17 protein-coding genes are annotated in these 15,402 nt (G+C 70.0%); 12 read left to right on the plus strand and 5 right to left on the minus strand.

What is annotated here, in order from left to right; all coding sequences use genetic code 11:
• Positions 1 to 161: 161 nt before the first annotated feature.
• On the plus strand, positions 162 to 749 hold the full coding sequence (locus K0H49_RS03280) for a phosphatase PAP2 family protein (RefSeq protein WP_219209712.1): 588 nt from the start codon (positions 162 to 164) through the stop codon (positions 747 to 749).
• Between the two features lie 117 nt (positions 750 to 866).
• Positions 867 to 1,331 carry a winged helix-turn-helix transcriptional regulator gene (locus K0H49_RS03285; protein WP_219209713.1) on the plus strand — a complete coding sequence of 155 codons (465 nt, stop codon included), beginning with the start codon at positions 867 to 869 and terminating at the stop codon, positions 1,329 to 1,331.
• A gap of 21 nt (positions 1,332 to 1,352) precedes the next feature.
• Here the strand turns inward: K0H49_RS03285 and K0H49_RS03290 are convergent, their stop codons facing one another.
• A complete protein-coding gene (locus K0H49_RS03290) occupies positions 1,353 to 2,705 on the minus strand; it encodes an aspartate aminotransferase family protein (RefSeq protein WP_219209714.1) in 1,353 nt (450 codons plus the stop codon).
• 106 nt (positions 2,706 to 2,811) lie between these two features.
• Between K0H49_RS03290 and K0H49_RS03295 the strand changes: the two genes are divergently transcribed.
• Positions 2,812 to 3,753 carry a LysR family transcriptional regulator gene (locus tag K0H49_RS03295; protein WP_219209715.1) on the plus strand — a complete coding sequence of 314 codons (942 nt, stop codon included), beginning with the start codon at positions 2,812 to 2,814 and terminating at the stop codon, positions 3,751 to 3,753.
• Between the two features lie 18 nt (positions 3,754 to 3,771).
• Here K0H49_RS03295 and alr read toward each other — a convergent pair whose 3' ends face one another.
• The 3 genes from alr to K0H49_RS03310 form a co-directional block, all read right to left on the minus strand.
• Complete coding sequence (gene alr / locus K0H49_RS03300; RefSeq protein ID WP_219209716.1) at positions 3,772 to 4,857, minus strand: alanine racemase; 1,086 nt, start codon at positions 4,855 to 4,857, stop codon at positions 3,772 to 3,774.
• Positions 4,854 to 6,164, minus strand: coding sequence for a D-amino acid dehydrogenase (locus tag K0H49_RS03305; RefSeq protein WP_219209717.1), 1,311 nt, complete (start codon positions 6,162 to 6,164; stop codon positions 4,854 to 4,856). The genes alr and K0H49_RS03305 overlap by 4 nt, the downstream gene beginning before the upstream one ends.
• A 195-nt stretch (positions 6,165 to 6,359) precedes the next feature.
• Positions 6,360 to 7,289 (minus strand): LysR family transcriptional regulator, encoded by a 930-nt coding sequence (locus K0H49_RS03310; protein ID WP_219209718.1) that lies wholly within the window; start codon positions 7,287 to 7,289, stop codon positions 6,360 to 6,362.
• Positions 7,290 to 7,397: 108 nt separating this feature from the next.
• On the opposite strand from K0H49_RS03310, the gene mhpD reads away from it, so the two are divergent.
• From mhpD to dmpG, 8 genes are read left to right on the plus strand one after another with little or no spacing between them, the layout of a single operon-like run.
• Entirely contained in the window at positions 7,398 to 8,207 is an 810-nt protein-coding gene (gene mhpD, locus K0H49_RS03315; RefSeq protein WP_219209719.1) for a 2-keto-4-pentenoate hydratase, read from the plus strand.
• Positions 8,204 to 8,989 (plus strand): 2-keto-4-pentenoate hydratase, encoded by a 786-nt coding sequence (locus K0H49_RS03320; protein ID WP_219209720.1) that lies wholly within the window; start codon positions 8,204 to 8,206, stop codon positions 8,987 to 8,989. The genes mhpD and K0H49_RS03320 overlap by 4 nt, the downstream gene beginning before the upstream one ends.
• A gap of 42 nt (positions 8,990 to 9,031) precedes the next feature.
• The gene (locus K0H49_RS03325; RefSeq protein ID WP_219209721.1) at positions 9,032 to 9,496 is read left to right on the plus strand and encodes a carboxymuconolactone decarboxylase family protein; all 465 of its coding nucleotides are present in this window, start codon (positions 9,032 to 9,034) and stop codon (positions 9,494 to 9,496) included.
• The gene (locus K0H49_RS03330) at positions 9,493 to 10,389 is read left to right on the plus strand and encodes an amidohydrolase family protein (RefSeq protein WP_219209722.1); all 897 of its coding nucleotides are present in this window, start codon (positions 9,493 to 9,495) and stop codon (positions 10,387 to 10,389) included. Before K0H49_RS03325 ends, K0H49_RS03330 begins: the two co-directional genes overlap by 4 nt.
• Before the next feature lie 31 nt (positions 10,390 to 10,420).
• A complete protein-coding gene (locus tag K0H49_RS03335; RefSeq protein ID WP_257624572.1) occupies positions 10,421 to 11,401 on the plus strand; it encodes a Bug family tripartite tricarboxylate transporter substrate binding protein in 981 nt (326 codons plus the stop codon).
• A 54-nt stretch (positions 11,402 to 11,455) separates the two neighbouring features.
• The gene (locus K0H49_RS03340; RefSeq protein ID WP_219209723.1) at positions 11,456 to 11,680 is read left to right on the plus strand and encodes a tautomerase family protein; all 225 of its coding nucleotides are present in this window, start codon (positions 11,456 to 11,458) and stop codon (positions 11,678 to 11,680) included.
• Positions 11,677 to 12,636 carry an acetaldehyde dehydrogenase (acetylating) gene (locus K0H49_RS03345; RefSeq protein ID WP_219209724.1) on the plus strand — a complete coding sequence of 320 codons (960 nt, stop codon included), beginning with the start codon at positions 11,677 to 11,679 and terminating at the stop codon, positions 12,634 to 12,636. Before K0H49_RS03340 ends, K0H49_RS03345 begins: the two co-directional genes overlap by 4 nt.
• Positions 12,633 to 13,661: a 4-hydroxy-2-oxovalerate aldolase gene (gene dmpG, locus K0H49_RS03350; protein WP_219209725.1), complete on the plus strand. Its 1,029-nt coding sequence runs from the start codon at positions 12,633 to 12,635 to the stop codon at positions 13,659 to 13,661. Before K0H49_RS03345 ends, dmpG begins: the two co-directional genes overlap by 4 nt.
• Before the next feature lie 21 nt (positions 13,662 to 13,682).
• On the opposite strand, the gene K0H49_RS03355 is transcribed toward dmpG, so the two are convergent.
• Positions 13,683 to 14,336: a GntR family transcriptional regulator gene (locus K0H49_RS03355; protein WP_219209726.1), complete on the minus strand. Its 654-nt coding sequence runs from the start codon at positions 14,334 to 14,336 to the stop codon at positions 13,683 to 13,685.
• Between the two features lie 163 nt (positions 14,337 to 14,499).
• On the opposite strand from K0H49_RS03355, the gene K0H49_RS03360 reads away from it, so the two are divergent.
• Positions 14,500 to 15,387, plus strand: coding sequence for an alpha/beta hydrolase (locus tag K0H49_RS03360; protein WP_219209727.1), 888 nt, complete (start codon positions 14,500 to 14,502; stop codon positions 15,385 to 15,387).
• Positions 15,388 to 15,402: the final 15 nt, after the last annotated feature.

Genomic DNA, 15,402 nt, shown 5'->3' on the forward strand with positions numbered 1-15,402 from the left:
CCGCCGCCTGCGCCTCGTGTACGACTCCTGACGATCCCTGCGACGCCACGGCCCCACCTGACTCCCGCTCCCAAGGCTTCCATCGTGATTTCCCTCCCCAGGCGCGCCCGCCGCGCGGGGCGCTTGTGCGCGCACGGCGCCCGCCCGACGACCACCGCGTCATGAGCGCGCTCAACATCCAATGCCTGCAATGGATGGCGGCCGGCGACGAGCCCGCCGCCTGGCCGCTCTTCATCGCCTGGCTGTCGGCCCTCTGGGGCGCCTGGGCCTGCGCCGCGGCGCTGGCCTGGGTCGCATGGAAGCGCCGTCCCGAGCGCGGCTATCTCGCCACCGTCGTGGCCGGTGCGATCCTGGCCTCACTGCTGTCCCATGCGATCGCGGCCCACTTCGACGTGCCGCGCCCCTTCGTGGCGGGATGGGTCCCGGCGTACATCAGCCACCGTGCCAGCGCGGCCACGCCGAGCACGCATGCGACGGTGATGTTCTTCATCGCCTTCGCCCTGCTCTTTCGCGAGGGCCTGCGCCGACTGGGCGGCGCCATGCTCGCACTGGCCTGCATCGTGGGCTGGGCCCGCATCTACGTCGGGGTGCACTTCCCGCTGGACATCCTGGCGGGCATCACGCTCGCCGCGGCGCAGGCCGGATTGCTGTCGCTGGCCTGGAAGCAGTTCCTGCCCGCGTCCGAGGCCGTGGAGTCGCAGCCCGGACAGCGGCGGCACATCGCATCGACCTTTGCGGCATTGCCCTGATCGCCCATCAATCAGCTTAGTAAATTCGCAAAAAACCAGTCGATTTCATTGTGCTTTCGGTCTTTTGCGTGAAGAATTCCTGTCGCGCCATTCAGGGCGTTCAACCAGGCGACAACGATGGAACTGGACCGCACCGACCGGAAGATTCTCGACATCCTCCAGCGCGAGGGCCGCATCGCGATGACCGAGCTCGCGCAACGCATCGGCCTGTCGACCTCGCCCTGCTCCGAGCGCGTCAAGCGCATGGAACGCGAGGGCGTGATCACCGGCTACCACGCGCAGCTGTCGCCGCAGGCGCTGGGCAAGACGCTGCTGGTGTTCGTCGAGATCAAGCTGGCCTCGAAGTCGGGCGAGGTCTTCGACAAGGTGCGCCAGGAACTGCTGCACGTGCCCGACGTGCAGGAGTGCCACCTGGTCTCTGGCGATTTCGACTACCTGGTCAAGGCGCGGCTGGGCGGCATGGACGAGTACCGCAGCCTGCTCGGCGACATCCTCAAGAAGCTGCCGGTCGCGGCCCAGTCGCACTCCTACGTGGTGATGGAAGAGATCAAGGAAAGCATGGCACTGCGCATGGACCGCTGAGCGGCCCGCACGCAGCCCTGTTCAGGCCGTCTCGGCCAACGCCTCGCCCAGGGCGTTGACCAGCCGGTCGATCTCGGCCTTCTCGGTGACGAAGGCCGGCGCCAGCTGGACCGTGTCGCCGCCGCTGCGCACATAGAAGCCCTTGCGCCAGCACGCCATCGCGACCTCGAAGGGCCGGCGCGCGGGTTCGCCCGGCAGCGCCGCCAGCGTGATGCCCGCGGCCAGGCCGTAGTTGCGGATGTCCGTCACGTGCCGCAGACCCTTGAGGCTGTGGACCGCTTCCTCGAAGTACGGTGCCAGCGTCTTCACGCGGCCGATCATGTCCTCGGACTTCAGCACCTCGAGCGCCGCCACACCGGCCGCGCAGGCCACCGGGTGCGCCGAGTAGGTGTAGCCGTGCGCGAACTCGACCATGTAGTCGGGGCCGCCCGCGTCCATGAAGGTCTGGTAGATCTCGTCCTTGGCGACCACCGCGCCCAGCGGCTGCGCGCCGTTGGTGACCTGCTTGGCGATGTTCATGATGTCGGGCACCACGCCGAAGGCCTCGGCGCCCGTCATCGCGCCGCAGCGGCCGAAGCCGGTGATGACTTCGTCGAAGATCAGCAGGATGTCGTGCGCCGTGCAGATGTCGCGCAGGCGCTGCAGGTAGCCCTGCGGCGGCACCACCACGCCGGCCGAGCCGGACATCGGCTCGACGATCACCGCCGCGATGTTCGAGGCGTCGTGCAGCGCGATCAGGTCGAGCAGGCGGTCGGCGAGTTCGGCCCCCTGCGTGGGCATGCCGCGCGTGAAGGCCTGGCCGGGCAGCAGCGTGTGCGGCAGGTGGTCGGCCTCGATGCCGGCGCCGAAGACCTTGCGGTTGCCGCCGATACCGCCCACCGACAGGCCGCCGTAGTTCACGCCGTGGTAGCCCTTCTCGCGGCCGATCAGCCGCGTCTTGCTGGCCTTGCCCTTGGCGCGCCAGTAGGCGCGTGCCATCTTGAGCGAGGTGTCGGCCGCGTCGGAGCCGGAGTTGGTGAAGAACACGCGGTCCAGCCCGGCCGGCGTGAGCTCCTTGATCCTGTTGGCCAGCTCGAAAGCCAGCGGATGGCCGAACTGGAAGGCCGGCGCGTAGTCGAGCTTGGCGATCTGCCGGCTCACGGCCTCGGTGATCTCGGGACGGCCATGGCCCAGGCCGGTGCACCACAGGCCCGACAGGCCGTCGAACACCTTGCGGCCGTCGCTGTCGGTGAAGTAGGTGCCCTTGGCCTCCACGATCATCCGCGGGTCGGCCTTGAAGTGGCGGTTGCCGGTGTAGGGCATCCAGTAGGCGTCGAGCGAGGCGGCATCGGTGCGCTGCGGCGAGGCGGAGGAAGCGACAGTGGAAATGGACATCGGACGACCCGCGGCGCACGCGGCTCAGGTGGGTGGAGAGACCGCGATTCTTGGTCTTCGCATCACCGGTGAAAATGACGCGATATCCACGTTTACTTGCCGATCCATGAAAGTAAGTACCCAACCCAAATCGCGCGCCCTGCTCGGCCAATTGAGCGACATGGACCTGCGCCTGCTGCGGGTGTTCAAGACCGTCGTCGAATGCGGCGGCATGACCGCGGCCGAGCTAGAGCTCAACATCGGCGCCTCCACCGTGAGCCGCCACGTCAAGGACCTCGAGACGCGGCTGGCGATGGTGCTGTGCCGGCGCGGCCGGGCCGGCTTCGCACTCACCTCCGAGGGCCAGCAGGTCTACGAGCAGACGCTGCGGCTGCTGGCCTCGGTCGATGCCTTCCGCAACAGCATCGACGACATCCACCAGCGCCTGGGCGGCCAGCTCGACGTGGCGGTGTTCGACAAGACCGCGACCAACCCGCAGGCCCGGCTGGGCGAGGCCGTGGCGCGCTTCCGCGCGGCCGCGCCGGGCGTGCGCCTGTCGCTGCACGTGGCGAGCATCAACGCCATCGAGCGCGGCGTGATCGACGGCCGCTTCCAGGTCGGCGTCATCCCCTCGCACCGCAGTTCCGAGAGCCTGGCCTATGCCGACCTGTTCGGCGAGACCATGCTGCTCTATTGCGGACAACAGCATCCGCTGTTCACCGCGTCACACACCGGCCTGACCTGGGCCAAGTTGAGGACCCACGCCTTTGCGGGCCTGGGCTACCACTCGCCCAACATGGAACTCAGCCACCGCGCCGAGCTGCCACGCAAGGCCACGGGCTTCGACCAGGAGTCGATCGCCACACTGATCCTCTCGGGCGAGTTCCTGGGCTTCCTGCCCAACCACTATGCCGAGGCCTTCGAGCAGCGCGGCCTGATGCGCGCGATCGCGCCCAAGCGCTTCCACTACGCCTGCCAGTTCGTCAGCCTGGTGCGCAAGTCACCCGCACCCTCGCGCGCCACGCAGATGTTCGCCGAGTGCCTGGTCGCGGCGCATGCGCCGGCCTGAGGGCCGGCGCTGCTTCTTCTATTCGTAGGCGACCGGCACGCGCTTGAGGTTGCACAGCAGCTCGTAGGCGATGGTGCCCGCGCGCCGCGCCACCTCGTTGATCTCGACCTGCGCGCCCCACAGCTCGACCCGGCTGCCGATGCCGGCCTCGGGCCGTGTGCTCAGGTCGACCGTCAGCATGTCCATCGAGACCCGGCCGATGAGCCGCGTGACGATGCCGTCGACCGCCACCGGCGTGCCGGTGCCGGCCAGGCGCGGATAGCCGTCGGCATAGCCCGCGGCCACCAGGCCCACGCGCGTGGGTGCGTCGGCCACGAAGGTGGCGCCGTAGCCCAGCGCGTCGCCGGGTTGCAGCGTGCGCACCGCGAAGACCTGGCTCTCGAAGTGCATCACCGGCCGCAGCGGCTGCGCGCGCCCGTCCCCCTCTGCGCGCCAGGCCGGCGGCATCGGGTCCGCGCCGTAGAGGCAGATGCCGGGCCGCGCCCAGTCGCGCCGGGCCCCGGGCCAGCCGAGGATGCCGGCCGAGTTGCTCAGGCTGCGATCGCCGGGCAGATCGCGGGTCGCGGCATCGAAGGCCGAGAGCTGGCGCGCCGTCATGTCGCGGCCCGGCTCGTCGGCCTGCGCCAGGTGCGTCATCAGCACGATGTCCGAGACCTTCCCACTGGCGCGCAAGCGCGCATGGGCGGCCGGCATGTCGACCAGCGCGAAGCCGGCCCGGCCCATGCCGGAGTCGGCCTTGAGCCAGACCTGCAGCGTGCCCGGATGCGGATCGGCCTCGATCATGCGCAGCTGGGCCTCGTGGTGCACGACGGTCCAGAGGTCCAGCGCATGCGCCGCCGCCAGCTCGTCGGCGTCGAACAGACCCTCGAGCACGAGGATCGGTGCACGGATGCCGGCCGAACGCAGGGTCACGGCCTCTTCGAGGAAGGCGACCGCGAAGCCGTCGGCCTGCCCTTCCAGCGCCTGCGCGCAGCGCACGGACCCATGGCCATAGGCGTTGGCCTTGACCACCGCCAGCGCGCGCCCGCCATGCAGCCGGCGCACCAGCGCGTAGTTGTGGCGCAGCGCACCGAGGTCGATGCGCGCACGGGACGGCCGAGTCATGCCGACGCCGGGGTCGAGGCGGCCGAGGGCTGCAGTGCGCGATGGCGCGCGCCTTCGCTCGCGTAGCGGTCGATGCCCAGGCCGCTGCTGCTGATCTCGGGGCGCCGGCCGGTCACCATGTCGGCGATCAGCCTGGCCGAGCCGCAAGCCATGGTCCAGCCCAGGGTGCCGTGGCCGGTGTTGAGGAACAGGTTCGGGTATTTCGTCGCGCCGATCACCGGCGTGCTGTCGGGCGTCATGGGCCGCAGGCCGGTCCAGAAGCTCGCCGCCGCCACGTCGCCGCCGGGGAACAGGTCCTTGACCACCAGCTCGAGCGTTGCACGGCGCCGCGGATCGAGCCGCAGGTCGAAGCCGCCGAGCTCGGCCATGCCGCCCACGCGGATGCGGTCGTCGAAGCGCGTGACCGCGATCTTGTAGGTCTCGTCCAGCACGGTCGACTGCGGCGCGAAGGCCGGATCGACCAGCGGCACGGTCAGCGAATAGCCCTTGACCGGGTAGACCGGCAGGTCGATGTCGACCGACTGCAGAAAGCTGCGCGAGTAGCTGCCGAAGGCCAGCACGAAGCGGTCGGCCCTCAACACCTCGGCGCCCACGCGCACGCCGGTGATGCGGCCGCCTTCGGTGACCAGCCCGTCGACCGACTGGCCGAAACGGAAGTCCACGCCCAGGTCGCGCGAGAGTTCGCACAGCGCGGTGGTGAAGCGGTGGCAGTCGCCGGTTTCGTCCTTGGGCAGGCGCAGCCCGCCCGCGAGCCGGTCGCGCGCCTGGGCCAGGCTGGGCTCGACCGCTGCGAGCTGGTCGGCGCGCAGCAACTCGTAGGGCACATTGCATTCCTCGAGCACCGCGATGTCGCGCTGCACCGCATCGACCTGCGCCTGCGTGCGGAACAGCTGCAGCGTGCCGCCGGTGCGCTGCTCGTACTGGATGCCGGTGTCGGCGCGCAGCTGCTGCAGGCAGGCCCGGCTGTACTCGGCCACGCGCATCATGCGTTCCTTGTTGACCGCATAGCGCTCGGGCGAACAGTGGCGCAGCATCTGCGCCATCCACTGCAGCTGGAACAGGCTGCCGTCGAGCCGGATCGCGAGCGGCGCATGCTTCTGGAACATCCACTTCATGGCTTTCAGCGGGATGCCCGGCGCGGCCCAGGGTGTGGAGTAGCCGGGCGAGACCTGGCCCGCGTTGGCGAAGCTGGTTTCCAGCGCCGGCCCCGGCTGCCGGTCGAGCAGCGTGACTTCGGCGCCCGACTTCGCGAGGTAGTAGGCGCTGCTGATTCCAATGACGCCGCCGCCGAGGACGATGACTTTCATGACGAGACCCTGTGTGTGATCGGTGAAGTGATCCCACAAATTTAGGGCGGGAGGCCCCGCAAGTTCGATCGAACTTCGGGCCTCTTGCAGTGAATCTTGCTGGCGCGCCCCGGCAAATTCGTCGCCGGGAGTGAAAGACCCGGCGCCGGCCTCAGAGCGCCTACGGGATGACGAACGGCAGGCAACCGCGGCCCGTCAACGCGTCGCCGACGCGCGCGGCGCAACGGACCGCTGCATGCTGCTCTTGCGGTACACATCGACCACATCGAGAAAAGCCAGCAGCACCGGCGAGCGGTCGTCGCGGCGGTAGAGGCAGCTCAGTTCCACGTCGTTGAGGTCGCTGGCGCGCAGCGGCCGGTACACCATGTTGGGCAGGCGCAGGTTCATCGCGGGCTCGGTCGTGATGCAGACGCCGAAGCCGGCCGAGACCAGCGCCACGCAGGTCAGCACGTCCTCCACCTCCTGCTCCACCCGCAGGCGCAGCTTGGCGCGCTGGAAGGCCGCGGTGACGGCCTGCGCCAGGCCCGCGATGGGCAGGTTGGGGTAGAGGATCATGGGCTGGTCCTCGAGGTCGCGCAGCGACACGGTCTTGCGCGCGCACAGCGGATGGCCCTCGTAGAGGCCGACCACCAGCTTCTCGCGCCGCACCGGCTCGACCGCGATGTCGGGGGCCTCGGGCACCAGCCGGTTGAAGCCCACCGTGATGCGCCGCTCGCGCAGCGCCTCGAGCTGCTCGATCTTGCTCATGGTGTGCAGGCCGATCTGCACGTCGGGCCGCTGCGCATGGAAGCGCGCGAGCAGCTGTGGAATCACGCTGAGCACGCTGGCGGTGAAGATGCCGATCTCGATCTTGCCGCCCAGGCCGCGGGCCGCGCGCAGGGTGCGCTCCTCGGCCAGGCGGGCCAGCGACAGCACGTTGGGCACCTCCTCCAGCAGCGCTTGGCCGGCGACGGTCAGGTCCACGCCCTTGGGGGTGCGCACGAACAGCGCAACGCCCATGCCCTCCTCCAGCGCGCGGATCTGGCGCGTGAGCGGCGGCTGGGTCATGTGCAGCTTCTCGGCCGCGCGCGAGAAGTTCCGCTCTTCGGCGAGCGCGAGGAAAAGGCGCATCTGTCGCAGGTCCATGGGTTCTCCTGTTCAATACCCAAAGGGTATCAAACTCGAAAAAATCGGTATTTGACCGTATCGAAGGTGCTGCGGATGATCAGTCCCCAACAAGGAGACCTCGATCCCATGACACCCCAGCAACACCTGCAGGCCGCGGCCGCGCTGCGCGACGCGGCGCGCACCGGCCGCTTCATCGCGCCGCTGCGCGAACAGTTCACCGACATCACCGGGGACGATGCCTACGCCATCCAGAAGATCAACACCGAACTGCGCGTGCAGCAGGAAGGCCGGCGCGTCGTCGGCTGCAAGATCGGCCTGACCTCGCGCGTGGTGCAGCAGCAGCTCGGCGTCGACCAGCCCGACTTCGGCGTGCTGTTCGACGACATGGTCTATGGCGACGGCGAACCGGTGCCCGCCGAGGTGCTGCACCAGCCCAAGGTCGAGGCCGAGATCGCCTTCGTGCTCGGCCGCGACCTCGACATGGCGCTGCCCGGCCACACCGACCTGATCCGCGCCATCGACTACGCGCTGCCTGCCATCGAGATCGTCGGCAGCCGCATCGCGGCCTGGAACATCAAGTTCGTCGACACCGTCGCGGACAACGCCTCGGCCGGCGCCTACGTGCTCGGCACCACGCCGCGCAAGCTGGCCGACTTCGACCTGCGCCTGGCCGGCATGGCCATGCTGCGGCGCGGCGAGCCGGTGTCGACCGGCGCCGGCGCGGCCTGCCTGGGCCATCCCCTCAATGCCGTGGTGTGGCTGGCCCGCACCATGGCCCGGCTGGGCGCACCGCTGCGCGCGGGCGACCTGGTGCTTTCGGGCGCGCTCGGCCCGATGGTGGCCGTGGCGCCAGGCGACATCTTCGAGACCCACATCAACGGCCTGGGCAGCGTGCGCGCGGCCTTCGCGGCAGCCCCTGGCGGAGACAAGGCATGAACGACACCACGACCCCTTCCATCGAACACTTCGCCGAGCTGCTCGACAGCTGCGCGCGCGAGGCCCGAGAGCTGCCGCAGATCGATCCCGAGAACCGCCTGGGCCTGGAAGAGGCCTATGCCATCCAGGCCGCGTCGATCCGGCGCCGCATCGCGCGCGGCGAACGCCGCGTGGGCGTGAAGATGGGCTTCACCAGCCGCGCCAAGATGCTCCAGATGGGGCTGTCGGACGTGATCTGGGGCCGGCTCACCTCCAGCATGCAGGTGGAGGAAGGCACGGCCATCGACTTCTCGCGCTTCGTGCATCCGCGCTGCGAACCCGAGCTGGCCTTCGTGCTCAAGAAGCCGCTGGCAGGCGACGTCACGGGGCCGGAGGCACTGGCCGCGGTCGAGGCCATCGCACCCGCGCTGGAGATCATCGATTCGCGCTACCAGGACTTCAAGTTCACGCTGCCCGAGGTGATCGCCGACAACGCCTCGTCGAGCGCCTTCGTGATCGGCCCCTGGAGCGATCCGCGCCGGGTGGACTTCGGCAACCTCGGCCTCACGCTGAACATCGACGGCCGCGTGGCGCAGGTGGGCTCCACCGCCGCGCTGCTGGGCCACCCGCTGCGTTCGCTGGTGGCGGCCGCGCGGCTCTCGGCCGCGGCCGGCGAGCCGCTGCAGGCCGGCTGGATCGTGATGGCCGGCGGCGCCACGCCGGCCGAATGGATCCACCCGGGACAGTACGTCTCGATCGAGATGGAGCGGCTCGGCCAGGCCGGCTTCCACCTGAAGGGCTGAGGCCGCCTTTCTTTCGCCCCACAACACCAGGAGACAGACACCATGAGTTCCACCCCCGCCAAGCCCTTCGACCCTTCGGTGATCGAGCGCGTCATCGGCCCCTACCTCGAGGGCCAGCAAAGCCCCGAGGAACGCGGCCAGGTCTACCGCGACCTGCTGGGCTACGTGCCGCCGCGCATCCAGTCGCGCTTCCATGTCACGGGCGCGCTGGACCCGAAGATGCTCGACCTGCAGGAGCAGATGCGCACGCACGCGATGTACACCGACGTGCTCGACCCCAAGACCGTGCAGCTGATGCTGTTCGGCATGCTGCTGATGGACATGAACGACGCGGCCACCACGCACGGCCTGGCGGCACGCCGCGCCGGCGCGGGCTGGGCCGAACTGCAGGCGGTCATCAGCCTGTGCTTCCTGTTCCGCGGCCTGCCCGCGGCCAACCGCGGCGCCGACATCCTGGCCGATCTCGCCCAGCGCGAGGACGCCGCCTCGAAGGCCGCCGCAGCGTGAGCACGCCCACCACCGCGGGCGTTGCGGCACCGCCGTGCCCGGGCCCGGACCGCAACCTCCGCCAGCCGCGCTTCACGCTGCCGCGCGGCGCCGTCGACACGCATGCGCATGTCTTCGGTCCGCAGGCGCGCTACCCCTTCTCGCCCGAGCGCAGCTACACGCCGGAAGACTGCACGGTCGACCAGTACCGGACGCTGCTCGACACGCTGGGCATCGACCGCTGCGTGCTGGTGCAGGGCGGCGCGCACGGCACCGACAACCGCGCCACGCTCGATGCGATCGAGGCGCTCGGCGTGCGCGCCCGCGGCGTGGCGGTGATCCGGCCCGGCCTCTCGCCCGCGGCGCTGCAGGCGCTGCACGACGGCGGCATGCGCGGCTGCCGCATCTCGACCGTGGTGCGCGGCGGCGCGAACTTCGAGCATCTCGAAGCGCTGGCCGAGGCCACACACGCACTGGGGTGGCACCTGGTGCTGCACCTGCGGCACTCGGCCGAGCTGACGGCGCTCGCCCCGCGCCTGCGCGCCCTGCCCAACCCCTTCGTGCTCGACCACCTGGGCCATGTGCTGGGCAGCGAGGGCACGCAGAGCGAAGGCTTCGCGGCCGTGATGGACCTGCTGGCCACAGACCGCTGCTGGGTCAAGCTGGCCAGCCTCTACCGCTCGTCCTCGCTGCCCTACCCGCACCCCGACATGCTGCCGATGGTGCACGCGGTCGCGCGGGCCCGGCCCGACCGGCTGCTGTGGGGCACCAACTGGCCGCACCCGATCCATGCAGGGCCGATGCCCAACGACGCCGACACCGTCGACCTGATCCCGCTCTGGGTCCCCGATCCCGAGGTGCAGCAGCAGATGCTGGTGCGCAACCCGGCACGGCTGTACGGCTTCGACGACTGACCCCCCAACAGAAGACAACTGGAACAGAACAATGAAGACAAACCCGATTCGACACCTCGCCCGCCTGCTGGCCTGCGGCACGCTGATGGCCTTCGCCACGGCCGGCATGGCACAGAACTTCCCGAGCCGCCCGATCACCATCGTGGTCCCGTTCCCGCCGGGCGGCACGACCGACATCCTGGCGCGCGCCGTGGCCGAAGGCATGGGCCGCGAGCTCAAGCAGACGGTGATCGTCGACAACCGGCCCGGCGCCGGCGGCAACGTGGGCACCGAGGTGGTGGTGCGCGCCAAGCCCGACGGCTACACGCTGCTGGTCAGCACCGCGGGCCCGCTGAGCATCAACCAGCATCTCTACAAGCGCCAGGGCTACGACCCGGTCAAGGACCTGTCGCCGATCGGCATGCTGGCCTCGGTGCCGATCGTGCTGGTAACGAACCCCGCGCAGCCCTACAAGACGGTGGCCGAGTTCATCGCCTACGCCAAGTCGCATCCGGGCAAGCTCTCGTACGGCTCGCAGGGCAACGGCACCACCAGCCACCTCACGATGGAACTGCTCAAGTCGCAGGCCGGCCTCGACCTGGTGCACGTGCCCTACCGCGGCAGTTCGCCGGCGGCCAACGACCTCATGGGCGGCGCGATCCAGGTGATGTTCGACAACTCGCCCTCGACCCTGCCCTTCGTCGAGTCGGGCCGCATGCGCGGCCTGGGCGTGGCGACGGCGCAGCCGGTGGCGGCGATCAAGGGCCTGCCGGCCATCGCCGAGACCGTGAAGGGCTTCGAGTCCGTCGCCTGGTTCGCCATCGTCGGCCCGGCCGCCCTGCCCGCCGACGTGCTGCACAAGCTCAATGCGGCGGTCAACACCACGCTCAAGCGGCCCGACCTGGTGCAGCGCTTCGCGGCCACCGGCGTGGAACTGACCGGCGGCGAGCCCAAGGCACTGGCCAGCTTCATGCAGGCCGAGAGCATCAAGTGGGGCAAGGTGGTGCAGTCCGCCGGCGTGAGCCTCGACTGACCCGCCTCGCCTTCCCCGCCCCAGAAATTTCATCACCATCCACAAGGGAAACCCATGCCCATCGTCCACATCCAGATGCTCGAGGGGCGCGACGCCGCCACCGTGAGCCAATGCCTGCGGGAGGTCGCGCGCGTCGTGCACCAGACGCTCAGCGCGCCGCTGGAGACCATCCGCGTCGTCGCCACCGAGGTGCCGCGCACCCACTGGGCCATCGGCGACCGCACACGCAGCGACATCGAGGCCGAGAAGAAGGCGGCCAAAGCGGAGCCCGCATCGTGAGCGCCCGGCTCAAGGTCGCGATCATCGGCCCCGGCAACATCGGGACCGACCTGATGATCAAGGTGATGCGCAACAGCCAGCACCTGGAGATGGGCGCGATGGTCGGCGTGGACCCGGCCTCGGAAGGCCTGCAGCGCGCTGCCCGCCTGGGCGTGGCGACCACGGCTCAGGGCCTGGACGGCCTGCTCGCGCTCGACATCTTCCCCGACATCGACATCGTCTTCGACGCCACCTCGGCCGGCGCGCATGCCCGCCACAACGAGGTGCTGCAGCAGCACGGCGTGCAGGTGATCGACCTGACGCCCGCGGCCATCGGCCCCTACGTGATCCCGGCCATCAACCTCGAGGCCGAGAACGCCAGCAACATGAACATGGTGACCTGCGGCGGGCAGGCGACGATCCCGATCGTGGCGGCCGTCTCGCGCGTGGCCAAGGTCTACTACGGCGAGATCGTGGCCTCGATCTCCAGCAAGTCCGCCGGCCCGGGCACGCGCGCCAACATCGACGAGTTCACCGAGACCACGCGCGCCGCGATCGAGAAGCTGGGCGGCGCACAGCGCGGCAAGGCCATCATCGTGCTGAACCCGGCCGAGCCGCCGTTGATCATGCGCGACACGGTGTTCGTTCTCTCGGAGCCCGCCGACCAAGCCGCGGTGGAACGCAGCATCGAACAGATGGTGGCGAGCGTGCAGGCCTATGTGCCGGGCTACCGCCTGAAGCAGCGCGTGCAGTTCGATGTGGTGCCGCCCGAGGCGCCGCTCAACATCCCCGGCCTGGGCCTGCGCCACGGCCTCAAGACCTCGGTGTTCCTCGAAGTCGAGGGCGCCGCCCACTACCTGCCCGCGTACGCCGGCAACCTCGACATCATGACCTCGGCCGCTCTGGCCTGCGCCGACATGATGGCCCGGCGCCGCATCGCCGCCGGCATCGCGCGCGGCCTGAAGGAAGCAGCATGACCGCCAAGAAACTCTACATCTCCGACGTGACGCTGCGCGACGGCAGCCACGCCATCCGCCACCAGTACAGCCTGGCCAATGTGCGCGCCATCGCGGCCGCGCTCGACGCCGCCGGCGTCGACAGCCTCGAGGTCGCGCACGGCGACGGCCTGGAAGGCTCCAGCTTCAACTACGGCTTCGGCGCCCACACCGACGTGGAGTGGATCGCCGCCGCGGCCGAGAGCGTGCAGCACGCGAAGATCGCGACCCTGCTGCTGCCCGGCATCGGCACCACGCACGACCTGCGCAATGCCTACGACGCCGGCGCGCGCGTGGTGCGCGTGGCGACCCACTGCACCGAAGCCGACGTCTCGCGCCAGCACCTGGAGTACGCGCGCGAACTGGGCATGGACCCGGTGGGCTTCCTGATGATGAGCCACATGACCACGCCGCAGAAGCTGGCCGAGCAGGCCAGGCTGATGGAAAGCTACGGCGCCACCTGCGTCTACGTGGTCGACTCCGGCGGCGCGCTGGGCATGCAGGACGTGCGGGAGCGCTTCCGCGCCTTCAAGGAGGTGCTCAAGCCCGAGACCGCCACCGGCATCCATGCGCACCATAACCTGAGCCTGGGCGTGGCCAATTCCATCGTGGCCGTCGAGGAAGGCTGCGACCGCATCGATGCCAGCCTGGCCGGCATGGGCGCGGGCGCGGGCAACGCGCCGCTGGAGGTCTTCATCGCCGCGGCCGCGCGCCTGGGCTGGAACCACGGCTGCGATCTCTACCGCCTGATGGACGCGGCCGACGACCTGGTGCGCCCGCTGCAGGACCGTCCGGTGCGCGTGGACCGCGAGACGCTGGCGCTGGGCTATGCCGGCGTGTACTCGAGCTTCCTGCGCCATGCGGAGGCCGCGGCGCAGAAGTACGGCCTCAAGACCGTGGACATCCTGGTCGAGTTGGGCCGGCGCAAGATGGTCGGCGGCCAGGAGGACATGATCGTCGACGTGGCGCTGGACCTGCTCAAGCCGCAGGCCGCAGCACACGCCTGACACGGGGCGCCGCCGGCGCCCTCACCCCGCGCGCTTCGAATCGGGCTGCAGGATGTGCAGCCCGATCAGCCGCGTGAGTTCCGCGGCATCGCGTGCCGCGATCGCGTCGACCATCTGGAAATGCTCCTCGGCCGAGCGTTCGATGCGCGCCTGGGTCCACCACTGGACCACCGGCGTGGTCGGGATGTTGCCGCGCACGTCCAGCGCCAGCTTCGCCAGTTCGCGGTTCGGGCAGAGCTCCGTGAGCCGCACATGGAAGTCGCGGTTGGCCGTGAACTTCTGCGCCGCGTCGCCGTCGCGGATGCAGGCCGCGAAGCGCGTCGCCAGCGCGCGCAGGTCGGCGATGTCGGCCTCGGTCGCGGCCGCGACGATGCCGGGCGCGGTCGCGCTCTCCAGCACCACGCGCACCTCCACCAGTTCGCGGTGGCGTGCTTCGTCGATCACCGCCACATAGAAACCGCGGTCGGGAATGCGCTGCACCACCCCCTTGACCGCCAGCTTCTCCAGCGCCCGGCGCACGTCCGCGCGCGAGCAGCCGTAGCGCTGCTCGAGGTCCACCTGCTTGAGCCAGGTGCCGTTCGTGAGCCGCCCCGCGGCGATGTCCGAGGTGATGGCGTCGGCGACGGCGTCCGCCCCCTTGGGCGCTTCCTTGATGTCTTGGGTCTGGGTGTTCATGGCCATTCGTGGTGCACGCGCGCGGCGGCCGGCGCGCCAAGCATAGCGGCGCGGCATGGCACCGTTCCTGCGTCACGATCTGCGTGGCGTGCCGGCGCCGAAACAGGTTGCGGAGCCCGATTCAAGTCCATAGAATTCGCTCCATCAATTTTTGGATCTAATTTTGGATCACCAATTCTATCCCCCCGCCCGCGGCGATGCAGCGCCCCTGGTCTTCGGCTACTACGACCTGGGCGCCACCACGGTGTATGCGGCCTCGGCCGATCCCCGCTTCCACTACTGCCTCTACGTGCCGCCGGGCTACCAGGCGGGCGCGACGCCGGCCGAGATCCTGGTCGTGGTCCATGGCAGCCCGCGCACCTTCATGGACTTCCGGGACCAGTTCGCCGACTTCGCCGAGGCGCAGCAGGTGGTGGTGGTCTGCCCGCTGTTCCCCGTGGGGCTGGGCGACGACGCCAAGGGCGACGACTACAAGTACCTGAGCCAGGGCGGCATCCGCTACGACGAGGTGCTGCTGGGCATCGTCGAGGACGTGCGGCGGCGCTACGCGCTGGCCGCGCCGACCTTCGGCCTGTTCGGCTTCTCGGGCGGCGCGCAGTTCGCCAACCGCTTCCTGCTGCTGCAGCCGCAACACCTGTGGGCCGCGTCGCTGGGCGCGCCGGGCTCGGTCACGCTGGTCGACGACGGCCAGGACTGGTGGGTCGGCACGCGCGACATCGCCGCCTGCTTCGGCCGCCCGCTGGACCGCGCGGCCCTGCGCCAGGTGCCGGTGCAGCTGCTGGTGGGCGCCGAGGACCTCGACGGCCGCGAGATCACGCACCGCGAGGGCGGCCGCTTCTGGATGGCCGGCGCCAACCAGGCCGGCGCCTCGCGGCCCGAGCGGCTGGAGACGCTGCGGCGCTCGCTGGTGGCGGCCGGCCTCGCGGTGGCGCACGAGGTCATCGCAGGCGCGGGCCACGATGCGGCACCGGCCATCCGGCATGCCAAGCCCTACCTGGCCGAACAGCTCGCGCGGCACCGCGCGGCGACCCTGGCCACGACGACGCCCTGAAGCCATGCCCCTCAC

The sequence above is a fragment of the Variovorax boronicumulans genome (assembly GCF_019352895.1).
Lineage (GTDB): Bacteria > Pseudomonadota > Gammaproteobacteria > Burkholderiales > Burkholderiaceae_C > Variovorax > Variovorax boronicumulans_A.